Source organism: Burkholderia sp. AU30198, assembly GCF_020419825.1.
In the GTDB taxonomy this organism is placed as follows: domain Bacteria; phylum Pseudomonadota; class Gammaproteobacteria; order Burkholderiales; family Burkholderiaceae; genus Burkholderia.
In genome coordinates, this window is sequence record NZ_JAIZSA010000012.1 from 42,445 (window position 1) to 68,362 (window position 25,918).

General features: G+C 66.5%; 23 protein-coding genes and 7 tRNA genes. 22 read left to right on the plus strand and 8 right to left on the minus strand.

Going from position 1 to position 25,918, the window contains the following annotated elements; translation table 11 throughout:
- The first annotated feature begins 4 nt into the window (after positions 1 to 4).
- The 6 genes from LGN19_RS24555 to LGN19_RS24580 all read left to right on the plus strand — a co-directional run bounded on the left by LGN19_RS24555 (position 5) and on the right by LGN19_RS24580 (position 7,061).
- Entirely contained in the window at positions 5 to 370 is a 366-nt protein-coding gene (locus tag LGN19_RS24555; RefSeq protein WP_175222689.1) for a hypothetical protein, read from the plus strand.
- A gap of 143 nt (positions 371 to 513) precedes the next feature.
- Entirely contained in the window at positions 514 to 2,397 is a 1,884-nt protein-coding gene (locus tag LGN19_RS24560) for an extracellular solute-binding protein (RefSeq protein ID WP_122945731.1), read from the plus strand.
- Between the two features lie 52 nt (positions 2,398 to 2,449).
- On the plus strand, positions 2,450 to 3,493 hold the full coding sequence (locus LGN19_RS24565; RefSeq protein ID WP_042977074.1) for a microcin C ABC transporter permease YejB: 1,044 nt from the start codon (positions 2,450 to 2,452) through the stop codon (positions 3,491 to 3,493).
- A gap of 48 nt (positions 3,494 to 3,541) precedes the next feature.
- Positions 3,542 to 4,639 (plus strand): ABC transporter permease, encoded by a 1,098-nt coding sequence (locus LGN19_RS24570; protein ID WP_174959522.1) that lies wholly within the window; start codon positions 3,542 to 3,544, stop codon positions 4,637 to 4,639.
- The gene (locus tag LGN19_RS24575) at positions 4,636 to 6,258 is read left to right on the plus strand and encodes an ABC transporter ATP-binding protein (protein ID WP_226217620.1); all 1,623 of its coding nucleotides are present in this window, start codon (positions 4,636 to 4,638) and stop codon (positions 6,256 to 6,258) included. The genes LGN19_RS24570 and LGN19_RS24575 overlap by 4 nt, the downstream gene beginning before the upstream one ends.
- 128 nt (positions 6,259 to 6,386) lie before the next feature.
- On the plus strand, positions 6,387 to 7,061 hold the full coding sequence (locus LGN19_RS24580; RefSeq protein ID WP_226217621.1) for a C40 family peptidase: 675 nt from the start codon (positions 6,387 to 6,389) through the stop codon (positions 7,059 to 7,061).
- A gap of 147 nt (positions 7,062 to 7,208) precedes the next feature.
- Here the strand turns inward: LGN19_RS24580 and LGN19_RS24585 are convergent, their stop codons facing one another.
- Positions 7,209 to 8,123, minus strand: coding sequence for a patatin-like phospholipase family protein (locus tag LGN19_RS24585; RefSeq protein ID WP_226217622.1), 915 nt, complete (start codon positions 8,121 to 8,123; stop codon positions 7,209 to 7,211).
- 280 nt (positions 8,124 to 8,403) lie between these two features.
- Here LGN19_RS24585 and gltX point away from each other — a divergent pair, with 280 nt between their 5' ends.
- The 9 genes from gltX (at position 8,404) to LGN19_RS24630 (ending at position 11,799) form a co-directional block, all read left to right on the plus strand.
- On the plus strand, positions 8,404 to 9,813 hold the full coding sequence (gltX, locus tag LGN19_RS24590) for a glutamate--tRNA ligase (RefSeq protein WP_226217623.1): 1,410 nt from the start codon (positions 8,404 to 8,406) through the stop codon (positions 9,811 to 9,813).
- Between the two features lie 128 nt (positions 9,814 to 9,941).
- A tRNA-Ala gene (locus LGN19_RS24595) sits at positions 9,942 to 10,017 on the plus strand.
- Between the two features lie 140 nt (positions 10,018 to 10,157).
- Positions 10,158 to 10,233 (plus strand) — tRNA-Glu (locus tag LGN19_RS24600).
- Between the two features lie 79 nt (positions 10,234 to 10,312).
- Positions 10,313 to 10,389 (plus strand) — tRNA-Asp (locus LGN19_RS24605).
- A gap of 63 nt (positions 10,390 to 10,452) precedes the next feature.
- Positions 10,453 to 10,528, plus strand: a tRNA-Glu gene (locus tag LGN19_RS24610).
- A 78-nt stretch (positions 10,529 to 10,606) separates the two neighbouring features.
- Positions 10,607 to 10,683: transfer RNA gene (locus LGN19_RS24615), tRNA-Asp, on the plus strand.
- A 66-nt stretch (positions 10,684 to 10,749) separates the two neighbouring features.
- Positions 10,750 to 10,825, plus strand: a tRNA-Glu gene (locus LGN19_RS24620).
- A 78-nt stretch (positions 10,826 to 10,903) separates the two neighbouring features.
- Positions 10,904 to 10,980 (plus strand) — tRNA-Asp (locus tag LGN19_RS24625).
- Between the two features lie 354 nt (positions 10,981 to 11,334).
- Positions 11,335 to 11,799 (plus strand): GNAT family N-acetyltransferase, encoded by a 465-nt coding sequence (locus LGN19_RS24630; protein ID WP_027787064.1) that lies wholly within the window; start codon positions 11,335 to 11,337, stop codon positions 11,797 to 11,799.
- Positions 11,800 to 11,825: 26 nt separating this feature from the next.
- Here LGN19_RS24630 and LGN19_RS24635 read toward each other — a convergent pair whose 3' ends face one another.
- Entirely contained in the window at positions 11,826 to 12,701 is an 876-nt protein-coding gene (locus LGN19_RS24635; protein ID WP_226217625.1) for an AraC family transcriptional regulator, read from the minus strand.
- Positions 12,702 to 12,952: 251 nt separating this feature from the next.
- On the opposite strand from LGN19_RS24635, the gene LGN19_RS24640 reads away from it, so the two are divergent.
- Positions 12,953 to 13,366: a gamma-glutamylcyclotransferase gene (locus LGN19_RS24640; RefSeq protein WP_122945725.1), complete on the plus strand. Its 414-nt coding sequence runs from the start codon at positions 12,953 to 12,955 to the stop codon at positions 13,364 to 13,366.
- Between the two features lie 125 nt (positions 13,367 to 13,491).
- Here the strand turns inward: LGN19_RS24640 and aceB are convergent, their stop codons facing one another.
- Positions 13,492 to 15,084, minus strand: coding sequence for a malate synthase A (aceB, locus tag LGN19_RS24645; RefSeq protein ID WP_226217627.1), 1,593 nt, complete (start codon positions 15,082 to 15,084; stop codon positions 13,492 to 13,494).
- 67 nt (positions 15,085 to 15,151) lie between these two features.
- Positions 15,152 to 15,913, minus strand: a complete 762-nt coding sequence (locus LGN19_RS24650) for a haloacid dehalogenase type II (RefSeq protein ID WP_226217629.1) — start codon at positions 15,911 to 15,913, stop codon at positions 15,152 to 15,154.
- Positions 15,914 to 16,067: 154 nt separating this feature from the next.
- Between LGN19_RS24650 and LGN19_RS24655 the strand changes: the two genes are divergently transcribed.
- On the plus strand, positions 16,068 to 16,973 hold the full coding sequence (locus LGN19_RS24655) for a LysR family transcriptional regulator (protein ID WP_122945723.1): 906 nt from the start codon (positions 16,068 to 16,070) through the stop codon (positions 16,971 to 16,973).
- A gap of 159 nt (positions 16,974 to 17,132) precedes the next feature.
- On the plus strand, positions 17,133 to 17,567 hold the full coding sequence (locus tag LGN19_RS24660; RefSeq protein WP_043189208.1) for a universal stress protein: 435 nt from the start codon (positions 17,133 to 17,135) through the stop codon (positions 17,565 to 17,567).
- Positions 17,568 to 17,766: 199 nt separating this feature from the next.
- Here the strand turns inward: LGN19_RS24660 and aceA are convergent, their stop codons facing one another.
- The 3 genes from aceA to LGN19_RS24675 all read right to left on the minus strand — a co-directional run bounded on the left by aceA (position 17,767) and on the right by LGN19_RS24675 (position 21,668).
- Positions 17,767 to 19,074, minus strand: coding sequence for an isocitrate lyase (gene aceA, locus LGN19_RS24665; protein ID WP_122945722.1), 1,308 nt, complete (start codon positions 19,072 to 19,074; stop codon positions 17,767 to 17,769).
- A 411-nt stretch (positions 19,075 to 19,485) separates the two neighbouring features.
- A complete protein-coding gene (locus tag LGN19_RS24670) occupies positions 19,486 to 21,036 on the minus strand; it encodes a DEAD/DEAH box helicase (protein ID WP_226217631.1) in 1,551 nt (516 codons plus the stop codon).
- Between the two features lie 362 nt (positions 21,037 to 21,398).
- Positions 21,399 to 21,668 (minus strand): acyl-CoA-binding protein, encoded by a 270-nt coding sequence (locus LGN19_RS24675; RefSeq protein WP_043189214.1) that lies wholly within the window; start codon positions 21,666 to 21,668, stop codon positions 21,399 to 21,401.
- Between the two features lie 147 nt (positions 21,669 to 21,815).
- Between LGN19_RS24675 and tsaB the strand changes: the two genes are divergently transcribed.
- The 4 genes from tsaB to LGN19_RS24695 are packed head-to-tail and all read left to right on the plus strand — an operon-like array spanning position 21,816 to position 25,072.
- Positions 21,816 to 22,583 carry a tRNA (adenosine(37)-N6)-threonylcarbamoyltransferase complex dimerization subunit type 1 TsaB gene (gene tsaB / locus LGN19_RS24680; RefSeq protein WP_226217633.1) on the plus strand — a complete coding sequence of 256 codons (768 nt, stop codon included), beginning with the start codon at positions 21,816 to 21,818 and terminating at the stop codon, positions 22,581 to 22,583.
- A complete protein-coding gene (rimI, locus tag LGN19_RS24685; protein ID WP_226217635.1) occupies positions 22,580 to 23,080 on the plus strand; it encodes a ribosomal protein S18-alanine N-acetyltransferase in 501 nt (166 codons plus the stop codon). Before tsaB ends, rimI begins: the two co-directional genes overlap by 4 nt.
- Positions 23,067 to 24,110 carry a uracil-DNA glycosylase gene (locus LGN19_RS24690; protein ID WP_226217637.1) on the plus strand — a complete coding sequence of 348 codons (1,044 nt, stop codon included), beginning with the start codon at positions 23,067 to 23,069 and terminating at the stop codon, positions 24,108 to 24,110. Before rimI ends, LGN19_RS24690 begins: the two co-directional genes overlap by 14 nt.
- Positions 24,107 to 25,072, plus strand: a complete 966-nt coding sequence (locus LGN19_RS24695; protein ID WP_226217639.1) for a DUF1853 family protein — start codon at positions 24,107 to 24,109, stop codon at positions 25,070 to 25,072. The genes LGN19_RS24690 and LGN19_RS24695 overlap by 4 nt, the downstream gene beginning before the upstream one ends.
- Before the next feature lie 18 nt (positions 25,073 to 25,090).
- On the opposite strand, the gene thiD is transcribed toward LGN19_RS24695, so the two are convergent.
- Positions 25,091 to 25,900 carry a bifunctional hydroxymethylpyrimidine kinase/phosphomethylpyrimidine kinase gene (thiD, locus tag LGN19_RS24700; protein WP_226217641.1) on the minus strand — a complete coding sequence of 270 codons (810 nt, stop codon included), beginning with the start codon at positions 25,898 to 25,900 and terminating at the stop codon, positions 25,091 to 25,093.
- Positions 25,901 to 25,918 lie beyond the last annotated feature (18 nt).

Genomic DNA, 25,918 nt, shown 5'->3' on the forward strand with positions numbered 1-25,918 from the left:
ATCCATGAAGACCTTGCGTGTTGCCTCGCTCTTGACCGGTATGACGGCCTTGCTCGTGTCGGGCGCAGCAATGGCGGGAGTCAATGTCGGGATCAATCTCGGCGTTCCGGCGCCGGTATACGTCGCGCCCGCACCCGTGTATGCGCCGCCGCCTCCGCCAGTCGTCTATCAGCCTGCGCCGGTCTACGCGCCGGCCCCTGTCTACGCACCGGGGCCGACCATCGTGATCGGCTGGCATGGCGATCGCTACTGGGACGGCCGTCGCTACTGGGGCCGTGACGAGTGGTACCGCCATCACGGCCGCGGCTGGGGCGGTGATCGCGGCGATCGTGGCCACTGGGACAACGGCCGCCACAACGGCTGGCACTGATCGGCAGCGCGCGCCCGCCTGATGCGCGCGCCCGCGATCCGCTCGTGAAGAAACCGCCCGCGTGGCGGTTTTCTTTTGGCTCGCCGGCTCGAATGGGTAGAATCGTCTCTCGTTACTACCCTCATTCGACCGACAGGGCCTCTATGACGAAGGGTTCGCCCCGGGCCGCCGCCGCGCGTGTCCGCTCCGGTGCGATGCGTGCCGTACGGGCTGCCGGCCGCACGGCCGCGGTGTTCGCGCTGCAAGCGGTGCTGGCCGCGACCGCAGCGCACGCGGCCTACGCCATTGCGCAGTACGGCGAGCCGAAGTATCCGCCGGGCTTCAAGCATTTCGACTACGTCAACCCCGATGCGCCGAAGGGCGGCACGCTCGTGCTGGCGAACCCGAACCGGCTGACGTCGTTCGACAAGTTCAACCCGTTCACGATGCGCGGCAATGCCGCGCCGGGCATCGACATGCTGTTCGAGAGCCTCGCGACCGGCAGCTCGGACGAACCGGCGTCCGCGTACGGGCTGCTTGCCGACGACATCGACATCGCCCCGGATCGCCGTTCGGTCACGTTCCACCTGAATCCGCGTGCGCGCTTCTCGAACGGCGACCGCGTCACCGCCGACGACGTCAAGTTCTCGTTCGATACGCTGAAGAGCAAGCTGGCCGCGCCGCAGTTCGGCGCGTATTTCGCGGAGATCACGAAGGCCGTGGTCGTCGATCCGGCCACCGTGCGCTTCGAGTTCCGCAGCGCGAACCGTGAACTGCCGCTGATCGCCGGCGGCGTGCCGGTGTTCTCGCGCAAGTGGGGATTGCGCGCGGACGGCTCGCGCATCCCGTTCGACCAGCTCGCATTCGAGCAGCCGATCGGCAGCGGCCCGTACCTGATCGATCACTACGACAACGGCCGTAATATCACGTACCGGCGCAACCCCGCATACTGGGGCGTCGACCTGCCGGTGCGGGTCGGCACCAACAACTTCGAGCGGATCGACTACAAGCTCTACAGCGAAGGTGTCGCGCGGCTCGAGGCGTTCAAGGCAGGCGAATATGACGTGCTGGTCGAGAACATTGCGCGCAATTGGGTGCGGCAGGATATCGGCAAGCGTTTCGACAGCGGCGAGTTGATCAAGCGCGAGTTTCGGCAGCACAACGGCGCGGGCATGCAGGGTTTCTTCATGAACCTCCGCCGGCCGTTGTTTCGCGATGTGCGGGTGCGCCAGGCGCTCGATCTCGCACTCGACTTCGAATGGCTGAACCGTCAACTGTTCTATGGCGCTTATACGCGCCTCGACAGTTACTTTGCCGATACCGACTTGCAGGCAACCGGTCTCCCGGGGGCGGGCGAACTCAAGCTTCTCGAACCGCTGCGCGCGCAACTCGATCCGGCCGTGTTCGGCCCGATGGTCGTGCAGCCGAGTACGAACCCGCCCAATTCGCTGCGCGCGAACTTGCTGAAGGCGCGTGCGTTGCTTGCGCAGGCTGGCTGGACCTATCGTGACGGCGCGTTGCGCAACGCGCAAGGAGAGCCCTTCACATTCGAGATCCTCGACGACGCGGGCTCCCCGTTCAAGGCGATCGTGGCAGCTTACCAGCGCAATCTCGCGAAGCTCGGTATCGACGTACGCTTTCGCACGGCCGATTACGCGCTGCTGCAAAAGCGCCTGGACGCGTTTGACTACGACGTGACACCGATCCGGTACGTTGGGGTGCAGGTACCGGGTGCCGAGCAGTTTGCACGTTATGGCAGCAAGTTCGCGGATGAGCCCGGGTCGGATAACGTCATCGGCCTGAAGTCACCGGCCGTCGACGTACTGCTGCACGCGCTCGCCGTCGCGCAGACGCGCGAAGACCTGCTCGACGCGACCCACGCGCTCGACCGTGTGCTGATGCACGGTTACTACGCGGTCCCGCAGTGGTACAGCGCGACGCACCGGATCGCGTACAAGCGCACGCTGGCCTATCCGCAGACGCTGCCGCTGTACTATTCCGCCGAGGGCTGGGTCGTGTCGACCTGGTGGGCGAAGCCCGATCACTGAGCCACGCGGCCCCTACGTCCAACCCCGCTTACCGATCGCGAGTCGACGCCCTATGTGGAGCTACATCCTCAAACGCCTGCTGCTGATGATCCCGACGCTCATCGGCGTGCTGACCCTCACGTTCGCGGTGATCCAGTTCGTGCCGGGCGGCCCCGTCGAACAGGCCGTGCAGGAATTGCGCAAGGGCGCGACGGAGCAGGGCGCGGTGCCGTTCGGGATGCGCGCGCACACCGGCGTCGACGCGCAGCAGCTCGCGCAGCTCAAGGCGCTGTACGGTTTCGACAAACCGCCGCTCGAACGCTACTGGCTGATGCTGAAGCGCTTCGCGCGCTTCGATCTCGGCGACAGCTACTTCCGCCACCAGAGCGTGTGGTCGCTGGTCGTGCAGAAGCTGCCCGTGTCGATCAGCATCGGGCTGTGGACGTTCTTCCTCACGTACCTCATATCGGTGCCGCTCGGCATCGCGAAGGCGGTGCGCAACGGTTCGCCGTTCGACGTCGCGACGAGCCTCGTCGTGCTCGTCGGCTATGCGATTCCGGGCTTCGTGCTCGGCGTGCTGCTGCTCGTGCTGTTCGGCGGCGGCTCGTTCTGGCAGCTGTTCCCGCTGCGCGGGCTCACGTCGGACAACTTCGCGCAGCTGTCGCTCGTCGGCAAGGTGCTCGACTACCTGTGGCACATCGCGCTGCCGATCACGGCGTCGGTCGTCGGCAGCTTCGCGGTCGTCACGATGCTCACGAAGAATGCGTTCCTCGATCAGATCCGCCGGCAATACGTGCTGACCGCGCGCGCGAAGGGGCTCTCCGAGCGCAGCGTGCTGTGGAAGCACGTGTTCCGCAACGCGATGCTGCCGCTGATCGTCGGCTTCCCGGCTGCGTTCATCGGCGCGTTCTTCACCGGCAGCCTGCTGATCGAGACGCTGTTCTCGCTCGACGGCCTCGGGTTGCTGTCGTACGAATCAGTCGTGCGGCGCGATTATCCGGTCGTGCTCGGCACGCTGTACCTGTTCACGCTGATCGGGCTCGCGACCAAGCTGATCTCCGATCTCTGCTATGTGTGGGTCGATCCGCGCATTCAATTCGACACCCTGGAGCGCTGACATGAAACCGTCCGTCTGCATGCCCGGCGTCACCGGGCGAGGTGCGCGATGAACCGGGCCGTCGTGTCATCCCGCATCGACGCGGCGCGCGCCCGCGTGTCGCCGTCGCCCGCACGCCGCGTATGGCAGCGCTTCAGGCAGCAGCGTCTCGGCTACTGGAGCTTCGTGATCTTTTTCGTGGCCTTCGCCGCGAGCGTGGCCGCGCCGCTGTGGTCGAACGACAAGCCGCTCGTCGTGCGTTACGACGGCCAGTACTATTTCCCGCTGTTCCATGCGTATCCGGAGACAACCTTCGGCGGGGATTTCCCGACGCCGGCCGACTATCTCGATCCGTATGTGCGCAAGCGGCTCGAGGCGCCCGGCAACTTCGTCGTCTACCCGCCGAACCGTTACTACTACGACACGCTGAACTACTTCTCGAACGTGCCGAACCCCGCGCCGCCGTCGCGCGCGAACTGGCTCGGCACCGACGCGCAGGGGCGCGACCTGCTCGCGCGGCTCGTATACGGGTTCCGCGTGTCGGTCGAGTTCGGGCTGATCCTGACCGTGATCGGCACGCTGCTCGGGATCGCCGCGGGCGCCGTGCAGGGCTTCTTCGGCGGGCGCATCGACATCGTCGGGCAGCGGCTGATCGAGGTCTGGAGCTCGCTGCCGGAGCTGTACCTGCTGATCATCTTCGCGTCGATCTTCGAGCCGAGTTTCCTGCTGCTAATCGTGCTGCTGTCGCTGTTCGGCTGGATCGGGCTCGCCGACTACGTGCGCGCGGAATTCCTGCGCAACCGCACGCAGGACTACGTGCGCGCGGCGCGCGCGATGGGGCTGACGAACGGGCAGATCATCTGGCGCCACGTGCTGCCGAACAGTCTCACGCCGGTGATCACGTTCCTGCCGTTCCGGATGAGCGGCTCGATCCTTGCGCTCACGAGCCTCGATTTCCTCGGGCTCGGCGTGCCGCCGCCGACCCCGAGCCTCGGCGAGCTGCTTGCGCAGGGCAAGGGCAATCTCGACGCATGGTGGATCTCGCTGTCGACCTTCGGCGTGCTGGTCGCGACGCTGCTGCTGCTGACCTTCATGGGCGACGCGCTGCGCAACGCACTCGACACGCGGATCGCCGATTCGGTGCGCGCGGCGGGAGGCCAGCGATGAACGAACCGGCCGTATCGACGCAGCATGAGCCGCTGCTGTCGCTCGAGCATCTGCATGTGCGCTTCGGCGACACGGTCGCGGTGGACGACGTGACGCTCGCGATCGGCCGCGGCGAGCGCGTCGCGCTGGTCGGCGAGTCGGGTTCGGGCAAGAGCGTTACCGCGCTGTCGATCCTGCGGCTGCTGCGCGACGCCGACGTGAGCGGCACGATCCGCTTCGCGGGGCAGGACCTGGTGGCGAAGAGCGAGCGCGAGATGCGCGGGCTGCGCGGCTCGGACATCGCGATGATCTTCCAGGAGCCGATGACGGCGCTCAACCCGCTGTATACGATCGGCGTGCAGATCGGCGAGACGATCGTGCTGCATGACGGCGTCTCGTCGGTCGAGGCGCGCAAGCGTGCGATCGCGCTGCTCGCGCGCACGGGCATCGCGGAGCCGGAGAAGCGTGTCGACAGCTATCCGCACCAGTTGTCGGGCGGCCAGCGGCAGCGCGCGATGATCGCGATGGCGCTCGCCTGCCGGCCGCGCCTGTTGCTGGCCGACGAGCCGACCACCGCGCTCGACGTGACGATCCGCGCGCAGATCGTCGATCTGCTGCTGGAACTGCAGCGCGACGAAGCGGAAAAGCGCGGGATGGCGATCCTGCTGATCACGCACGACCTGAATCTCGTGCGGCACTTCGCGGATCGCGTCGCGGTGATGGAGCACGGCCGGCTCGTCGAGAGCGGGCCCGTCGAGCGGATCTTCGCGGACCCCGAGCATCCGTACACGCAGCGGCTGCTGAACAGCCGGCCGCAACGCGCGGTCGTGCCGGTGATGCCGATCGCGCCCGTCGTGCTCGACGCGCACCACGTGAGCGTGCAGTTCGCGCGCAAGCGGCCGGGCCTCGCGGGCTGGTTCGGCACGGTGCCGGTGACGGCGGTCGCGGACGTGTCGGTGTCGGTGCGGCAGGGCGAGACGCTCGGCATCGTCGGCGAATCGGGGTCGGGCAAGTCGACGCTCGCGATGGCGCTGCTCGGCCTGCAGAAGACGGCCGGCGGCACGATCGAATTCCAGGGGCGCGCGCTGTCGACCTATCGCGGCCGCGAACAGACCGCGCTGCGCTCGAACATGCAGGTCGTCTTTCAGGATCCGTTCAGTTCGCTTTCACCGCGTCACACGATCGAGCGGATCGTCGGCGAGGGGCTCGAGCTGCATCGCCCGGACATGACGCCCGATGCGCGTCGCACGAAGTCGCTCGCGGTGCTGCGCGAAGTCGGCCTCGACCGCACGGTGCTGCACCGGTATCCGCACGAATTCTCGGGCGGGCAGCGCCAGCGGATCGCGATCGCGCGCGCGCTGGTGCTGGAGCCGCGCATCCTGATCCTCGACGAGCCGACGTCCGCGCTCGACGTGTCGATCCAGCAGCAGGTGCTGAAACTGCTCGCGAATTTGCAACAGAAATACAACCTCGGCTATGTATTCATCAGCCACGACCTGGAGGTGATCGGGGCGATGGCGCACCGCGTCGCGGTGATGCAGGACGGGGCGATCGTGGAGTCGGGGGAGGTGGCCGACATCTTCACCAAACCGACACATCCTTACACACAAAAGCTGTTGAAAGCGGTCTGGAAAGCGTGATAAGCCGCCAATGGTCTGACCATCTCGATTGTATTTATTAATTTGTTTTGACAAACGATTACGCGCTGGCTAGTATCGACCGAAATTTTCCGCCAATCAGCTGATTTTTAAGCAAATTCCATCGACCAATGCAGCATCGATCCCTGACCCAGGCATGCGCGCGCACCATCGCCGGGCTGTTCATCGGCGCCCTGTTCGCAGCAGCTCCCGGCGCGTTCGCCGACGAAGTCAGCAGTTTTAACCAGAATGTCACCAATTCGACTCAGATCGGGTCGGGTTCCTCCCTCCAGCAGACCAGCGCGCAGCCGTCGAGCGGCGGTGCGAAGTCGTTCCTCGCCGGCATGGCCGGCAAGGCGGGCGACGTGGTGGTCGGCGCGCTGAACATGATCGGCGTGCGCTACCGCTGGGGCGGCAACTCGCCGGATTCGGGCCTCGACTGCAGCGGCTTCGTGCGCTACGTGTTCCAGGACACGCTCGGCATGTCGCTGCCGCGTCGCGCGGAAGAGATGAGCCGCGTCGGCGAGAAGGTGAGCATGAGCAACCTGAAGCCGGGCGACCTCGTGTTCTTCAACACGATGCGCCGTACGTTCTCGCACGTCGGCATCTACATCGGCGACAACAAGTTCGTGCACTCGCCGTCGACGGGCAGCACCGTCCGCGTCGACGATCTCGATAGCGGCTACTGGGAAAAGCGTTTCACCGGTGCGCGCCGGATCGAGTCGGAATTCCCGATGAAGCCGGAAGATCTGCGTCAGCGCGTGCGCGCGACGATCGGCGACGATTCGGCGAACAGCAACAACTGACGTTCGACGGCCAGTCCGGCCGGATCGAAAAAACCCTGTCACCGAAAGGCGGCAGGGTTTTTTGTTTTGGGGCGGTGCAAATGGTGAGCCGGCCGCCGTTCCGCCACGTGTGGGCCGGCGGCGCGCGCCGGCCGGTGCACGGTGTGCTTACGCGGCAGCCACGCCACGCGCTGCCGCGAGCTTGCGCTGCAGTTCCGGCATGATGCGTGCGACGGCTTCCTCGCCCGCGAGGATGGCCGCGTTGCGCTGGTTGAAGTCGCTGCCGCCCATGGCTGCGAGGTTCGGGCGGATCACGACGTCCGCGTACTTGTCGAGCTCGTAGGTCTTGATCGTCTGGCCCATGATCGTGAAGGTCTGCAGCAGCATCTCGATCGGGTTGTTGGTGGCCGCGCCGTCCGGCCGGGACGAGATGTCGACCGCGATCACGAAGCTCGCGCCCATCTTGCGCGCGTACGATGCGGGCACCGGGCTCACGAGGCCGCCGTCGACATACTCGCGGTTGCCGATCTTCACCGGTTCGAACACCGACGGCACGCTGCACGACGCACGCACCGCGAGCCCCGTGTTGCCTTGCTGGAACAGGATCGGCTGACCGTTCTGCAGATCGGTCGCGACGATGCCGAGCGGCTTCGCCATCTTTTCGATCGGCCGGTTGTTGAGCGTCTTGTTCAGGAAGTTTTGCAGCGCCACGCCTTGCAGCAGCCCGCGCGAGCGGAACGGCAGCGCCCAGTCGCTGATTGCTGCCTGATCCATGTCGAGCGCGATCTTGTTGATCTGCAGCGCGCTCATGCCCGATGCATAGAGTGCGCCGACTACCGAGCCCGCGCTCGTGCCCGCGACGATTTCGACCGGGATGCCACGCGCTTCGAGCGCCTTCAGCACGCCGATGTGCGAGAAACCGCGCGCGGCGCCGCCGCCGAGCGCGATGCCGATCTTCACGGGCTTTTCCTGCGGCAGTGCCGCGCCGGGACGGGATTTGTCGCCGAACGACGTGCAGGCGGCGAGGCTGGCGGATGCGGCGGCGATCGTGAAATGGCGGCGCGACAGGCGAGGGGACGACATCGAATGGTTCTCCGGCGGCTTGGCGGCGGGTTACACGGCCCGCGGCGGCGATAGGTTCCGAGCGGCCGCGCAGCGGGTTCCGTGCGGCCGGTGCCGCGCCGGCTGGCGGCCGCGGCGCGCACATCATAAAGCAAGCGGCGCGCTTGGCGCGATGTCCGGCGCGAGTATAATTCCGGCTTCTTTCCCGTTCCGGGCGTCGCCGGCCCCGTTGCTGTCCGGGCTGCCGCCGTCGATCCCGCGTCGAATCATTCATGCGCCCCAGGCGTTCGAGTTACCGTTTATGACCCGTCCTGTCCGTACCCGCTTCGCGCCGAGTCCCACCGGCTTCATCCACCTCGGCAACATCCGCTCCGCGCTCTATCCGTGGGCGTTCGCCCGCAAGATGAAGGGCACGTTCGTGCTGCGCATCGAGGATACCGACGTCGAGCGCTCGTCGCAGGAAGCGGTCGATGCAATCCTCGAAGGGATGCAATGGCTCGGCCTGGATTTCGACGAAGGCCCGATCTACCAGATGCAGCGGATGGACCGCTACCGCGAGGTGCTCGCGCAGATGCTGGAGAAGGGCCTCGCGTACCCGTGCTACATGTCGGCCGAGGAACTCGACGCGCTGCGCGAACGCCAGCGCGAGGCCGGCCTGAAGCCGCGCTACGACGGCACGTGGCGTCCGGAGCCCGGCAAGGTGCTGCCGGAGCCGCCGGCCGGCGTGAAGCCGGTGCTGCGCTTCCGCAATCCGCTGACCGGCACGGTCGTGTGGGAAGACGCCGTGAAGGGTCGTGTCGAGATCTCGAACGAGGAACTCGACGACCTCGTGATCGCGCGCCCGGACGGCACGCCGATCTACAACTTCTGCGTGGTGGTGGACGACATGGACATGGGCATCACGCACGTGATCCGTGGCGACGACCACGTGAACAACACGCCGCGCCAGATCAACATCCTGAATGCGCTCGGCGGCGAGGCGCCCGTCTATGCGCACCTGCCGACCGTGCTGAACGAGCAGGGCGAGAAGATGAGCAAGCGGCATGGCGCGATGAGCGTGATGGCGTACCGCGACGCGGGCTTCCTGCCTGAAGCCGTCGTCAACTATCTTGCGCGCCTCGGCTGGTCGCACGGCGATGCCGAGATCTTCTCGCGCGAGCAGTTCGTCGAGTGGTTCGATCTCGAGCATCTCGGCAAGTCGCCCGCGCAGTACGACCACAGCAAGCTGAGCTGGCTGAACGCGCATTACATCAAGGAAGCGGATAACGCGCGCCTCGCCGCGCTGGCGAAGCCGTTCCTCGACGCACTCGGCATCGACGATGCGGCGATCGCGACGGGCCCTGCGCTCGACGCGGTGGTCGGGCTGATGAAGGATCGCGCGACGACGGTCAAGGAGATCGCGGAAGGCGCTGCGATGTTCTACCGTGTGCCGGCACCGGAAGCCGAGGCGCTTGCGCAGCACGTGACCGATGCGGTGCGTCCGGCGCTGGCCGATCTCGCCGCTGCGTTGAAGGCGGCCGACTGGACGAAGGAAGCGGTGTCCGCCGCGCTGAAGGCGACGCTCGGCACGCACAAGCTGAAGATGCCGCAACTCGCGATGCCGGTGCGCCTGCTGGTGGCGGGTACGACGCACACGCCGTCGATCGATGCGGTGCTCGTGCTGTTCGGTCGCGACGTCGTGGTGTCGCGCATCGAGGCTGCACTGGCCTGAGGTTCGGGGGCGAGCGAGGCTGTCCGTGCGTGACATCGCGGCAGCTTCGCAAAAAAATTCGCTCGAATCGCAAAAAGGGTATTTACAAGTTCAAAGTAGCCCCATATAATCTCATTTCTGTTCTGCAAGGGGGTATAGCTCAGCTGGGAGAGCGCTTGCATGGCATGCAAGAGGTCAGCGGTTCGATCCCGCTTACCTCCACCACCAGAACAGCAGGATTGATTTGCGAAGCAGCAGTGGTAGTAATAAATGCTTCACAAAATGATTCAAAGCAGTTAGAATTTCGGCCTTCGCTGTTGATTGAAAAGTGAATAGCGAAAGTCAGACAGATCTGAAAAGATTATGTCCCCTTCGTCTAGAGGCCTAGGACATCACCCTTTCACGGTGAGTACAGGGGTTCGAATCCCCTAGGGGACGCCAGATTCAGCGGCGTTTCATAGAAGTGTCGCAAGACCGGCAGGAACGTAATCGACGTCCTGCAGGTGAGGGTAAGAAAGCTGGAGCGGTAGTTCAGTTGGTTAGAATACCGGCCTGTCACGCCGGGGGTCGCGGGTTCGAGTCCCGTCCGCTCCGCCAGAACGAAGCCCGTTCAAGACGTTTTTGAGCGGGCTTTTGTATTAAAGATGTAAGCAGTACGTTGTCCCCTTCGTCTAGAGGCCTAGGACATCACCCTTTCACGGTGAGTACAGGGGTTCGAATCCCCTAGGGGACGCCAGATTCAGCGGCGTTTCGTAGAAGTGTCGCAACACAGGCAGGAACGTGACGGTGTCCTGCAGGTGGGAGTAAGAAAGCTGGAGCGGTAGTTCAGTTGGTTAGAATACCGGCCTGTCACGCCGGGGGTCGCGGGTTCGAGCCCCGTCCGCTCCGCCAGAACGAAGCCCGTTCAAAGAACGTTATTTGAACGGGCTTTTGCATTAAAGGTGTAAGCAGTACGTTGTCCCCTTCGTCTAGAGGCCTAGGACATCACCCTTTCACGGTGAGTACAGGGGTTCGAATCCCCTAGGGGACGCCAGATTCAGCGGCGTTTCGTAGAAGTGTCGCAACGCTTGCAGGAACGAGACGATGTCCTGCAGGTGAGAGTAAGAAAGCTGGAGCGGTAGTTCAGTTGGTTAGAATACCGGCCTGTCACGCCGGGGGTCGCGGGTTCGAGTCCCGTCCGCTCCGCCAGAAAATGTAGAAGCCCGCCTTGTGCGGGCTTTTTCATTTATGTTTCCGGGTGCGCCCGCTTGCGGGCGCGTGACTGCGGAGTGGAGGAAGCTGCCTGCGCAGCTTCCGGCGGGACTCGAAGGGTTGCGCGTGCACGCGCAACCGCGGCCTGCAGGATGTAGGCGAGTCCCGTCCGCTCCGCCAGAAAATGAAGAAGCCCGCCTTGTGCGGGCTTTTTCATTTGTGTTTCCGGTTGTGCCCGCTGGCGGGCGCGTAACTTCCGGTCATCCGGCGTCGAGCCGCTACGAGAAATCCGCGATTGCATCCACCCGCGACTGCGCTATCGTGGCGGGATGCGTTCTTGACCCCTGCGCGATGCTCGATCCGACCGACCTGCGACTCCTGTATCAGCTCCGGCCCGCGGAGGCTGGCGATTTTCCGTTTGCCGAAGCGCTGACGCACGGCAACATGGGCGGCTATTACAAGCGCCATGGGCTCGTGTGGCGTAGCGACCTGTTCTACGCGAGCTGGCGCGAATCCGAAAACTTCATCCTCGAGGCTGATGGCGAGCGCATCGGCGTGCTGCGCGTGACCGAGGAGGGTGACTCGCTGCACATCCGCGACGTCCAGATTGCGGCCGGCCATCGTGGGCAGGGCGCCGGCACCTACATGCTCGACATGTCGCATCGCTGGGCGCGTGCGCGCGGGCTGCACGAACTGCAACTGCGCGTGTTCGTCGATAATCCTGCCGCGCGTCTCTACTTGCGCATGGGCTATCAGGTTGCCGGGTCGCGGCTCGCGCAACTTGGCTCGATCCGCCACATGGTGCGGCCGGTCTGAAGATCCTATGACCCGGAACCAGGCGTTCAGCGGACAGCGCCGATCGCGTCGTCGTCCGGGGTTTCGTCCTCCGCGAGCCTGCCTTCCGGGCCGCGGTGCTCGTAGCCGCGCAGCATGAATGCGCGCGGGCTTTCGCCGAATGCACGCCGGAACATTGCTGAAAAGGCGCTCTGGCTCTGGTAGCCGAGTTCGCGCGCGATATGCGACAGCGGGCGGCCCTGGTTCAGCAGCGGAATGGCCCGCGCCAGCAGCGCCTGCTGGCGCCACTGCGAAAAGCTCACGCCGAGTTCCTGCTTGAAGAGCCGCGAAATCGTGCGCGTGCTGGCGCCGACCTCGCTTGCCCAATGTTCGAGCGACTCCGCATTTGCCGGATGCGCGAGTACCGATTCGCACAGCATACGCAGCCGCTTTTCGTCGGGCATTGGCACCGCGAGCGGCAGCGGTTCGGCGTGGCTCAGTTCGTCGAGCACGAGCCCGCACAGCAGGCGCTCGCGCGCAGTGCTCAGGTCGCGCGCGTCGAGCGCGACGATCAGTTCGCGCAGGAGCCCCGTCACTTCGACGACGCGGCACGCGTCGAGCCCGTCCGGCACGATCGACTCGTCGATATACAGCGTGCGCAAATACGCCTCTTCGACGATCACGACCTCGTGCGTCACGCGCGGTGGCACCCAGATTGCGCGGGACGGCGGCACCATCCATGTGGTGCCGGTCGTCGCGACGCGCAGCACGCCGCGCGAGGCGTACGCGAGCTGCGCCCACGCATGCGTATGCAGCGGGATGCGATGCCCCGTATTGACCTGTCGTGCGCGCACGCGCATCGGATGGATGGCGGTCGGCGCAAATTCGGGCGGAATGTCGATGACGTACGGGTTCGGTACGTCGGCTTGGAACGGCGGGTTCATGGACGATTCGGGCAGCGCGGCGGCGATGCCGTTATTGTAGAAGGCGCCGCGAAAGTGCATGCGGCGGTTTGTCGGGCGATCATGCCGCGTTCGAATGAACTTTGTGTGGAGGCCCGGCGATTTCGGCCCGGCGCCGGGCGCGCGTGCGGGCTCGAACCATCTGGCCGGTATCGCGGTCTATCGATGCGTGGGCGATTCCGCACGAATCGCGCCCGAACACGGCAACATACGAATCGAAGAGGAGAACCACGATGCGTTACGTATTCGTCTACGGCACCTTGAGAAACGGGGAGGCCAACGACATCGGCCACGCGGCCGCCAGGCACGGGATTGCGGCGCCGACGCTGCTCGGCGCCGCCGCGCTGCCGGGCGAACTGTACGATTTCGGTACCTATCCGGGGATGATCGCCGGGGCGGCCGGCAAGTCGCTCGTCTGGGGCGATGTCTACGAGGTCGACGACCAGCTCGTTCCGGTGCTCGACGAGATCGAGCGCGTGTATCCGGGCGTCGACTCGCTGTTCAAGCCGGAAGACGTGACTGTCGAACTCGGCGGCCGGCAGTACGCCTGCCTGTATTATCCGGTCGCCGCGCACGCGATAGCCGGGCGTCCGCGCATTGCGTCGGGCGACTGGGTTCAGCACCGGCGCGAGCGGGAAGCCGTCTGACCGGTTGCGCGGCAGCCGGTCCTGCCGCAAAAGAAAAAGCGCCCCGAGGGGCGCTTTTTTGATGCCGTCATCGCATGCGACCGGCGCCGACGCAGGGCCGGTCCCGATCGCAGCGGGCAGCTACGTCAGATTTCCTCGTACAGCGGCAGCGTCAGGAATTCGGTGAAGCCTTCCGACGTCGACATCTGCTCGAAGATCGCCGCGGCGCGCTCGTACGGCTGCGTGTTGCCGCCGACCGACCGCTTCACGTTGTCGAGCTCGGCCTTCGCGTACTCGCGCACGAGTTCGGCCGTGACCTTGCGGCCGTCGTCGAGCACGCCCTTCGGCGAGCGGATCCATTGCCACACCTGCGAACGGGAAATCTCGGCCGTGGCCGCATCTTCCATCAGGTTGTGGATCGGCACGCAGCCGTTGCCGTCGAGCCATGCGCCGAGGTAGTGGATGCCGACGTTGATGTTGTTGCGCAGGCCGGCCTCGGTGATCGGCGCTTCCGGCTGGAAGTCGAGCAGGTTCTTGTCTTCGACCTGCACGTCGTCGCGCTGCTTCGCGATCTGGTTCGGCTGGTCGCCGAGCACCTTGACGAACTCTTCCATCGCGATCGGCACGAGGCCCGGGTGTGCGACCCAGCCGCCGTCGTAGCCGTCGGTCGCGTCGCGCTGCTTGTCCGAGCGCACGCCGCCCATCGCCTTGTCGTTCGCTTCCGGATCGTTCTTGATCGGGATCAGCGCGCTCATCCCGCCGATCGCCGGCGCGTTGCGCTTGTGGCAGGTCTTCAGCAGCAGCAGCGCGTACGCGCGCATGAACGGCACCGTCATCGTGATCTTCGAACGCTCGGCGAGGCAGAAGTCGCGGTCGTTCTTGAACTTCTTGATCGCCGAGAAGATGTAGTCCCAGCGGCCGGCGTTCAGGCCCGAGCTGTGTTCGCGCAGTTCGTACAGGATCTCGTCCATCTCGAACGCGGCGAGGATCGTCTCGATCAGCACCGTCGCGCGGATCGTGCCGCGCGGCACGCCGACGCCTTCCTGCGCGGCGACGAAGATGTCGTTCCACAGGCGTGCCTCGAGATGGCTTTCCATCTTCGGCAGGTAGAAGTACGGGCCCGAGCCGCGCGCGAGCAGTTCCTTCGCGTTATGGAACAGGAACAGCGCGAAATCGAAGATGCCGCCGGACACGCGCTGGCCGTCGACCGTCACGTGCTTCTCGTCGAGGTGCCAGCCGCGCGGGCGCACGATCAGCGTCGCGACCTTGTCGTTCAGCTGGTACGACTTGCCGTTCTGCTCGAGCGAGATCGTGCGGCGCACCGCGTCCTTCAGGTTGATCTGGCCGTCGATCTGGTTCGTCCAGCTCGGCGCGTTCGAATCCTCGAAGTCCGTCATGTACGAATCGGCGCCCGAGTTCAGCGCGTTGATGATCATCTTGCGCTCGACGGGGCCCGTGATTTCCACACGGCGGCATTGCAGGTCGGCAGGCAGCGGCGCGACCTTCCAGTCGCCTTCGCGGATCGCCTTCGTCTCGGCCAGGAAGTCGGGGCGCTCGCCCGCGTCGAGGCGTTTCGTGCGCTCGACGCGCGCCTGCAGCAGCGCCTGGCGGCGCGGTTCGAACGTGCGGTGCAGCGCCGCGACGAGTGCGAGCGCTTCAGGCGTCAGGATTGCTTCGTAACCCGGCTTGATTTCGCCGGTGATCGCCATGCCTTGCGGCAGCGTGATCGGGGTGCTCATGAGTCTCATCTCCTTGGTCGGTCAGTTGCGGTTTCGGTGAAGGGGGAAGGCGGCAGCGCTGCGAACGTCATGCACCCGGGCCGGGGCGCGTGCGGTTTGCGGATCTGCCGGACGGAGCCGGGGTGGCGAGGAAGGCGAGCAGGTCGGCCATGCCGGTGCCTGTGCCGTCGGGCGGCGCGCCGAGTTCCTCGGCGGGCGCGCCCGTTCGGTTGAGCCAGAACGTCGTGTAGCCGAACCAGACGGCGCCGGCGACCTCCCATGCGTTCGACGACACGAACACGATGCCGCGCCGGTTCGGTCCGAACGCGTCGGTGCCGAGTGCGTAGGCGGCCGGGCTCGGCTTGTACGCGCGCACGGTGTCGGCCGACAGCACGCGATCGAACAGCCCGGACATGCCAGCGCTCTTGATCGCGATGTCGAGCATCTGCGGCGTGCCGTTCGACAGGATCCCGAGCGGCGGGCGCGGGTCGAGCGCGCGCAGCTTGCGCAGCGCGGGCACCGTATCGGGATAGGTGGACAGGCACGCGTATTCGTCCATCAACCGCTTCTCGGCCGCGCTGTTCAGCGTGAGCCCGAGCCGGCGCGCGGCGAACCGCAGCGCATCGAGCGTGATGTCCCGGAACGGGCGATAGCGCGCGCCGGCCGGATCGGCGAGCGTGCGCAACTGCGAGTATTCGATTTGCTTGCGTCGCCACAGCTGCGACAACCGTTCCCCGTGACCGGGAAACATCTGCTCCGCCGCGGCCAGGACGGCGCGCACGTCGAACAACGTGCCGAATGCGTCGAAGAGGATTGCGTCGGGAGAGGAGAGTGTCGTTGTGGCCGACATAGCCTTGCGCTCCAGTTTCAGAGGTCAGGTGAATTCTATTCGTGATCGTATGTGCTAAAAAAGACGCTAAACATCACTTGATCTTTTACTTTCATCTACCTAATCTTGAGCGGTTTAAGCTATTTGAAGGGCGGCACCGCCGCCCCTGCGCGTCATGGACCGGTTCAAGCAGATCGAAACGTTCGCCGCGGTCGCGGCAAAGGGCAGCCTGTCGGCGGCCGCGCACGCGGAAGGCGTCGCACCGGCGATCATCGGCCGCCGCCTCGATGCGCTCGAGGAGCGGCTCGGCGTCAAGCTGCTGGTGCGCACGACGCGCAAGCTCACGCTGACGTTCGAGGGCTCGGCGTTCCTCGAGGATTGCCAGCGCGTCATCAACGACATGCAGAACGCGGAGGCGAGCGTGTCCGCCGGCGGCGTCAAGGCGAGCGGCCACCTGCGCATTTCCGCGCCGGCCGGCTTCGGCCGGCGGCACGTCGCGCCGCTCGTGCCCGAGTTCAGCGTCGGGCATCCGGATGTCTCGGTCACGCTCGACCTGTCCGACCGGATGGTCGACCTCGTCAACGAGGGGTTCGATTGCGCGGTGCGGCTCGGCGAGCTGCCCGACTCGTCGCTCGTGTCGCTGAAGCTCGGCGAGAATCGCCGCGTGTGTGTTGCGTCGCCCGCGTATCTCGCGCGGCGCGGCACGCCGGCCACGCTCGCGGAGCTGGCGCGGCACAACTGCCTCGCGCTCGCGGCAAACGCGAACCAGCAACGCGGCTGGGCGTTCCAGGAGGACGACAAGGTCGTGTCGATCCGCGTGAGCGGCACGATGGAATGCTCGGACGGCGCGGTGCTGCACGAGTGGTGCCTCGCCGGCCATGGCCTCGCGTGGCGCTCGTGGTGGGAGGTCGGCGACGACATCGCGGCCGGCCGTCTCGTCAGCGTGCTCGACGCGTTCGCCGCGCCGCCGATCGGCATCCACGCGGTGTTTCCGCAACGCCGGCATCTGCCGCTGCGCGTGCGGCTGTTTCTCGATTACCTGAAGCACACCTACGAGCAGCCCGGGTATTGGGGCGAGTAGGCCCCGTTTGCCCGCGCGTTTCCGATATGAGGGCGAACCCGCTGCCGGTGCCGATTGCGCGGTTTCGCGCACTACACTCGTAGCAGGCATGACCGACGCGTCGCGGCCGGCTCGGATGGGATCGCGGCGTGCGGAGTGCGATTGACGAAGGAGGGCGCGATGTTCCGGCACATCCTCGTTCCAACCGACGGTTCCGAACTGTCGCAGAAGGCAATCGACGGTGCGATCGACCTGGCTCGGGCGGTCGGTGCACGTGTGACGGCCTACGCGTGCCTGCCGCAGTATCCGTACTCGCCGTTTTCCGAAGTGATCATCGAGCCGCCCGCCGATTTCCGGGCGCGCAGCGAGCGCGAGGCGCGCGCGCATCTCGACGAGGTCGAATCGGCCGCGAAGACCGCCGGCGTCGATTGCGACACCTGGACGAGCGTGCATCCGTCGCCGTATCTCGGCATCATCGAGGCGGCCGAACGCGGCGGCTGCGACGTGATCTTCATGGCGTCCCACGGACGCCGCGGGCTCGGCAGCTTGCTGATCGGCAGCGAGACGCAGCGCGTGCTGACCCATACGAAAATTCCGGTGATCGTCTATCGGTAGGGCGGCGCCCTGGAAAAAGGGCGCGCCGGACGAAGCCGGCGCGCGTCGTTGCTGGCGGCCCGCAGGCCGCGCGGCCGGTCGCGCGATCGGTATCGCGCGCCTGCCGTCTCCTCCCTGATTTTTGTTCGGTGGCCGATGCCGCGCCGTCGCGAGACGGGGCGGGCATCGGCACGACGCGTGGCGCGTCGTGTCTTTCTGCTTACGCGACCTTCTTGCCGTCGAAGAACTGTTCGTCTTCGGTCGAGCCGTGCAGCGCGGTCGTCGATGCTTCGCGCTCGACCGTCTGCGTCACCGCGTCGAAGTAGCCGGTGCCGACTTCGCGCTGGTGCTTGACGGCCGTGAAGCCCTTGTCCGCTGCCGCGAACTCGGCCTGCTGCAGTTCGACGAACGCGCTCATCTGCGTGCGGGCATAGCCGTGCGCGAGGTTGAACATCGAATAGTTCAGCGCATGGAAGCCGGCAAGCGTGATGAACTGGAACTTGTAGCCCATCGCGCCGAGTTCCTTCTGGAACTTCGCGATCGTCGCGTCGTCGAGGTTCTTCTTCCAGTTGAACGACGGCGAGCAGTTGTACGACAGCAGCTTGCCCGGGAACTGCTTGTGGATCGCTTCCGCGAATTTCTTCGCGTACTCGAGATCCGGCTTGCCCGTTTCGCACCAGACGAGGTCGGCGTGCGGTGCGTACGCGAGACCGCGCGAGATCGCTTGCTCGATGCCCGGCTTCGTGCGGAAGAAACCTTCCACCGTACGCTCGCCCGTCAGGAACGGCTTGTCGTTGTCGTCGACGTCGGACGTGATCAGGTCGGCCGCTTCCGCGTCGGTGCGGGCGACCAGCACGGTCGGCGTGCCCATCACGTCGGCCGCGAGACGCGCGGCCGACAGCTTCGCGACGGCTTCACGCGTCGGCACGAGCACCTTGCCGCCCATGTGGCCGCACTTCTTCACCGACGCGAGCTGGTCCTCGAAGTGGACGCCCGATGCGCCGGCTTCGATCATCGCCTTCATCAGTTCGAATGCGTTCAGCACGCCGCCGAAACCGGCTTCCGCGTCAGCGACGATCGGTGCGAAGAAATCGACGTAGCCTTCGTCGCCCGGGTTCTTGCCCTCAGACCACTGGATCTGGTCGGCGCGCGTCAGCGTGTTGTTGATGCGCTTCACGACGAGCGGCACCGAGTTTGCCGGGTACAGCGACTGGTCCGGGTACATTTCGCCCGCGACGTTCGCGTCGCCGGCCACTTGCCAGCCGGACAGGTAGATGGCCTTCAGGCCGGCCTTCACCTGCTGCATCGCCTGGTTGCCGGTCAGTGCGCCGAGTGCGTTGACGAACGGCTCGTGGTTGACGAGGCTCCACAGCTTTTCCGCGCCGCGCTTGGCGAGCGTGTGCTCGATCGGGATCGAACCACGCAGGCGGACCACGTCTTCAGCCGAGTAGCTGCGCTTGATGCCCTTCCAGCGCGGATCGGTTTCCCATTGCTTTTGCAGTTCCTGTGCCTGTTGCTGACGCGACATGATGAGCTCCTTGATGCGGTGCGATGCCTGATGGGTTGAATCTGACAGTGGTGAGGCTGTTCTCGAAGCCGGGAGCGGGGTGTTCCGGTTCGCGAGGTCTTGTATAAGAGTCTAGGCAAATCGACCGGAGCGGGACAGGGGGCTTGCTGAAGAGTGGGGTAAATATTTAATTGTTTTAAATCAATGTCTTGAAATTGAAATTTCGAGATAAGAAATGCTTTTTCCCATCCCGCAATCGCCCGGGTTGTGCCGCGCAGCATGATTTTTTACGACACAAAAAAATTTTCCGTATCGTGAAATGTGGGGCGGGGCGAAAAAAAACCGGCGCGGATGCGCCGGTTGGCTGGATGGGCAGGGCGGTTATCCGCGGGTCTGCCCTCCGTGGGGCGGCCGGTGGCCGCCCGTGCGTGCTTACGACGCGGAGTTGCTGCGACGCGGGCCGCCGCTGCGTTGACCGTCGCGACGCGGGCCGCCGTCACGGCTGCCACCCGGCTTGCCGCTCCAGCCGCCGCCATTGCCGCCGCCGTAGCTGCGGCCGTTGCCGTTACCGTTGCCGCCATAACCGCCGCCCGGCTTGCCGCCGAAACGGCGACCGCCGTTGCCGCCACCCGGACGGCCGCGGCCGCCGTTGCCGCCGTTACGCGGGGGCGCCTTGCGCGGCTCGAAACCTTCGATCACGTTGACCGGCAGCGGCGAGCGCACGAAGCGCTCGATGCGCTTGAGCGCGCCTTGCTCGGCGTGGTGCACGAGGCTCACTGCCGTGCCCGAACGGCCCGCACGGCCGGTACGGCCGATACGGTGCACGTAGTCTTCCGCGAACTTCGGCAGGTCGTAGTTGAACACGTGCGTGATGCCCGGGATGTCGATGCCGCGTGCCGCGACGTCGGTTGCCACCAGCACGCGCACGCGGCGCTCGCGCAGCGCACGGATCGTGCGGTTACGCGCGCCCTGCGGCAGGTCGCCGTGCAGTGCGGCCGATTCGAAGCCTGCGTCGGCAAGACGGCCGGCGAGCTGGTCGGCGTCGATCTTGGTCGCCGTGAAGATGATCGCCTGGTCGAGCGCGTCGTCGCGCAGCAGGTGATCGAGCAGGCGATCCTTGTGGTCGCGGTCGTCGACGTAGTGCACGGTCTGCGCGATGTTCGTACGCGATTCGAGGCGTTGCTGGATCTCGATGCGCTCCGGATCCTTCAGCAGGCGGCTCGTCAGCGAACCGATCTTGCCGTCGAGCGTGGCCGAGAACAGCATCGTCTGGCGCGACTCGGGCGTCGCGGCGACGATCGTTTCGATGTCGTCGATGAAGCCCATGTCGAGCATGCGGTCGGCTTCGTCCAGCACGAGCATCTTCAGTTCGGACAGGTCGATGCGGCCACGCTCGAGGTGGTCGAGCAGACGGCCCGGCGTGGCAACCAGGATTTCCGGGTTCTTCGCGAGCAGCATCAGCTGCTGGCCGTAGGCGACGCCGCCGAGGATGCTGACCGTGCGCAGGCGCTTCAGGTGCTTGCCGTAGGTCGTTGCGGCCGTGGTGACCTGCATCGCGAGTTCGCGGGTCGGCGTCAGCACGAGCAGGCCCGGGCGCGCGACGGGTTGCGGGCGGCGCGCGCGGCGGTCGCCCTGGTTCGGTTCGCGCGGCGCGCGCGGTTGCTGCGCCTGCGCCTTCTGGAGCTGCGCGAAACGTTCGATCGCGGGAAGCATGAATGCAGCGGTCTTGCCCGAACCGGTCGGGCTCGAGACCAGCAGGTCACGGCCGGCGATGCCGGCCGGAATCGCGCGCTGCTGGACCGGCGTCGGCTTCACGTAGCCGGCGGCCTGCAGCGCGGAGACGATCTCCGGCGACAACCCGAGCGACGCGAAGCTCGGCTCGTCCGACGCCGGTTCGACCGCGGCCGGTACGGCGGCGTCGTCGAGACCGAGCGCCTGGTCGGCGATCGCGTTGAGCGGGCTGGAGTTGATGCTCGAAGTCATAACAATCCTTGAAACACAGTGGGTGAAACGTCGGCGCCAATCGCGCATACCCAAGTCGTCGGATTCAGCGAGCAAATCGGGAAACGGGGGTGCAATCCGCCGAACCTTCAGCGGATGAGGCATTAGAAGCTGTTTTGGGTGCGGCGCGCTTCAGGAGCGGGGCCGCCAGCCTGATAAGTGACGACCGTGAAGGTCGAAGCAGGAGGGGACAGGTTCTAAACCGGATTGGAGCTTAACGCTACGAGGCGTCAGGCCGGAACGGCTTGCGAGCCGAGCGCGGGGGTGACGCAGCCAGCATTATAAAGAGATTTGCTGCGCTGCGCCACTGATTTGATTGCCTATTGCGACAGGAGGCGATTCGGTCAGGAAGCCGTGCCGTTTTTCAGCGATTCGACGAGCTCGATGTACTGCTGCTTTGCCGCATCCTGCGACGTGCCCTTCAGCGCATCCCAGGCGTCGTACTTGTATTTGCCGACGATGTCGGTGAAGCCCGGTTTGTCGCCGTGGGCATCGCCGTCGGTCGCCTGCTTGAAGAGTGCGTACAGGCGCAGCAGGGTCAGGTTGCCCGGCCGTTCCGTCAGTTGCTTGACGTCGATCTGGGCCTGGTCGAATTGGGTGGTGAGTTCGCTCATCGGGTGTCTCCGTAAGGGTTTCAGGTCGGGCGATCTTAACAAGCGGACCGCCGCGCGGGGTCGAGCGATCCTTCCAAACCGCCATCCGGCCTGCGCATGCACGCGGATCGGGCCCGATCGCCCGTCGGAGCGGGGCGTCGCATTACAATGTCGCCCATGACGCAAACAGTGCTCCTCGCCATCGATACGTCGACCGAATACTGCTCGGTCGCGCTGCTGCGCTCGGCCCACGCCGATGACGCCGTTTCCACCCCGCAAACCTGGGTCCGCCACGAGCTGACGGGCGCCGTGTCGAGCACGCGCGTGCTGCCGGCCATCCAGGCGCTGTTCGCCGAATCGGGGCTGACGCTCGCCGATTGCGATGCGATCGCGTTCGGCGCGGGCCCTGGCTCGTTCACGGGCCTGCGCACCGCGACGGGCATCACCCAGGGCCTCGCATTCGGGCGCGGGCTGCCGGTCGTGCCGATCGGCACGCTGCTCGTGTGCGCCGAGCACGCGCGGCTGCGCGCGCCCGGCACGACCCGCGTGCTTGCCGCGCTGGATGCGCGGATGGATGAAGCCTACTGGGCGGACTTCGCGTGGGACGACAGCGTCGGCGACTGGCGCACGCTGCATCCGGCCTCGCTCGATGCACCGGGTGCCGTCGGCGTGCCCGATGCGCCGTTCACGCTCGCGGGCAATGCAGCCGCCGCGTTCGGTGCGCAGTTGCCGGCCGCGGCGCACGCGGCCGTGATCGACGGCGACGCGATGCCGCACGCGCTGGCGGTCGCCCACGCCGCACTGCGCGCGTTCCGTGCCGGGCGCGCGGTGCCGGCCGATCAGGCCGCGCCGGAGTACGTGCGCGACAAGGTTGCGCAGACGACCGCCGAGCGCGTCGCGGCACGGGCCGCGCAGAAGGGCGGAGCGAAGGGATGACGGGCGTACTGCTGAGCGACAGGTATCTGGCGCCGATGACGGATGCCGATCTCGACGAGATCGTCGCGATCGAGCGCGTCGCGTATGAGTTCCCGTGGAGCCGCGGCAACTTCGAGGATTCGTTGCGCAACGGCTACCTGGGCGTGTGCCTGCGGCACGTGACAGGCGCGTTGATCGGCTATTGCGTGCTGATGCCCGTGATCGACGAGATGCACCTGCTGAACCTGTGCGTCGCGCCGGCTGCGCAGCGCGCGGGGGCGGGCCTTGCGCTGCTGCGCGAGGCCGTGCGCATTTCGCGCGCGGAAGGGCTCGACGGCATGCTGCTCGAGGTGCGGCCGTCGAATCTGCACGCGATCCATCTGTACGAGCGTTTCGGCTTCTTGACGATCGGCCGGCGCAAGAATTATTACCCGGCGAAACATCACAGCCGGGAGGACGCGATCGTGATGCGTCTGACGCTGAACAAGGACGAAGGGGACGCGCATGGCATGGGCTGAAGCGGCGCTCGAGGAAATGGGCCTCGCGCAGATCTGGGTGCGGCGCGGGCAAAGCGCGGAGGCGGGCACGGACGAGGGCGCGGCAGCCGAAGCGCACGCCGCGGTGCAAACCGGCGCGGTGGGCACTGCACCGGCTGCCGCGACCGAGCGACCTGCACGCACCGCGCGTACGCCGGGGCGGGACGAGGCGCCGCCGGCAGTGACGCGTCGCGTCGATGCTTCGCCGGTTCGCGAGCCTGTCGCTCCGGCGCGACGCGTCGACGACGGTGATCGCGCGCCTGCACCGGCCACGCCGGTCGCACCGATCGCGTCGACCGACACGATGCCGCCGATGGACGACACGCCGCCAGCCGAAGCCGACGATTTCGCGTGGTTCGATGCGGCGCCGCCGGGCGACCCCGTGCCGGTGGTCGAATCGCGTCGCGTCGGCACGCCGGTTGCCGCACTCGACTGGGATGCGCTGGCCGCGCGCGTGGCCGACTGCACGCTGTGCCGGCTGTGCGAGAAGCGGACCAACACCGTGTTCGGTGTCGGCGACCGCGAAGCGGACTGGATGCTGATCGGCGAAGCGCCGGGCGAGAACGAGGACAAGCAGGGCGAGCCGTTCGTCGGCCAGGCCGGCAAGCTGCTCGACAACATGCTGCAGTCGCTGTCGCTCCAGCGCGGCGACAACGTGTACATCGCGAACGTGATCAAGTGCCGGCCGCCCGGCAACCGCAATCCGGAGCCGGACGAGGTCGCGAGTTGCGAGCCTTATCTGCAGCGCCAGGTCGCGCTCGTGAAGCCGAAGCTGATCGTCGCGCTCGGCCGCTTCGCCGCGCAGACCCTGTTGAAGACGGACGCGAGCATTGCGTCGCTGCGCGGCCGCGTGCATACGTACGAAGGCGTGCCGGTGATCGTGACCTACCACCCGGCGTACCTGTTGCGCAGCCTGCAGGACAAGTCGAAGGCTTGGGCCGACCTGTGCCTCGCGCGCGACACGTTCCGGCGCGCAGAGGGCGCCGACGCGAACGGGCCGGCCGGACAATGACGGCCGACGCGGCGTTCGCATTCATCGATACGCTGCACGACGTCGCGGTTCGGGATCTGGGCTGGCTGCTGGCCAGTCCGAGCCTGCTCACCGCGGTACCGGACGCGCCGCTTGCGCGCCCATGGCCGGATGCGGCCGGACAGTCGGCCGTCGAAGCGTGGCTCGCCGCGCTCGATGCACAGCCCGAGCCGCTGCATCGCGCGCTCGACGGGTTCCGGCCCACCCGGCTCGGCCGCTACGCCGAATGCCTGCTCGAGTATTTCCTGACGCACGGGCCGTCGCTGCGGCTCGTCGCGGCCAATCTGCCGCTGCGCAGCAACGGCAAGACGCTCGGCGAAGTCGATTTTCTCGTCGACACGCCGGACGGGCGGCGCCTGCACTGGGAACTCGCGGTGAAGTGCTATCTGTGCGCGCCGGTGCAAGCCGGTGCGTCGCTCGCCGATTTTGTCGGCCCCAACCTCGTCGACCGGTTCGACCGCAAGCGCAGCCGGTTGCTCGATCACCAGCTGCGGCTCGGCGATCGCGATGGGTTTGCGCGGCTCGGTTACGGCGCGCCGTCCGACGCGCAGATGTTCATCAAGGGCTGGTTGTTCTATCCGTACGATGCGCCGTTACCGCCGGTGTCCGCGGAAATCGCGCCGGATCACCCGCGCGGTTTCTGGCTGACGCACGCGCAGTGGCCGGCCTGGGCGGCCGCGCAGCGTGCCGGGGCCGCATGGAGCGTGTTGCCGAGGCTGGCGTGGCTGGCGCCGCGACGTGCCGCCGCCGATGCCGGGTTCGAACCCGAGCCGCTGGCGGCCGCCTTGGACCTGCCGCCCGTGTTGACGGCGCGCGAGGCCCCCGCGCTGATCGGCATTCATGAAAAGGGCCGTGACGGCACGTGGCGCGAACGGGCGCGCGGCTTCGTCGTGCCGGACGACTGGCCGGTGCGCGCACAGGCGTTCGCGGCGCAGGATCACTGACGCCGCGTCAGCCGGCGCTCACCACCAGCGATGGAAGTGATGGACAGGGCCGACGCCGTGGCCGACGTCGAGGTGGCCGCTCGCGGCGATCGCGCCGGTCAGGTAGGTCTTGGCTTCGCGCACCGCGCTTTCGAGGTCGGGCTGCTGCGGCAGCAGCGCGGCGATCGCCGACGACAACGTGCAGCCCGTGCCGTGCGTGTTGCTGACCGGCACGCGCGCGCCGTCGAGCCGGACGGTGCGTGTCGCTTCGACGAGCCAGTCGGGGCTCGCGGACGCGTCGGGCAGGTGGCCGCCCTTCATCAGCACGGCGCGCGCGCCCGTCCGTAACAATGCCTGGCCTTGCCGGACCATGTCGGGTTCCGTGGTTGCGGGCACATCGTTCAGCAGCGCGGCCGCTTCGGGCAGGTTCGGCGTCACGACCGTCGCGAGTGGCAGCAGTGCCTCGCGCAACGCGTCGACGGCATCGGGCGCGAGCAGCGCATGCGCGCTCTTCGAGATCATCACCGTGTCGAGCACGACGAAGCGCGGCGCGTAGCGGCGCAGCGCGTCGGCTACCGCGTGCACGATCGCTGCATTCGCGAGCATCCCGATCTTGACCGCATCGATGCGGATATCGCTGAACACCGCGTCGAGTTGCGCGGTCACGAACGCCGCATCCGGCGCATGCACGCCGGTCACGCCGCGCGTGTTCTGGGCGGTCAGCGCAGTGATCACGCTCGCGCCGTACGCGCCGAGCGCGGAAAAGGTCTTCAGGTCGGCCTGGATGCCTGCGCCGCCGCCCGAATCGGAGCCGGCGATCGTCAGGATGTTGGGTATCGGGTGCGTCATCGGGGCAACGCGCCGGTT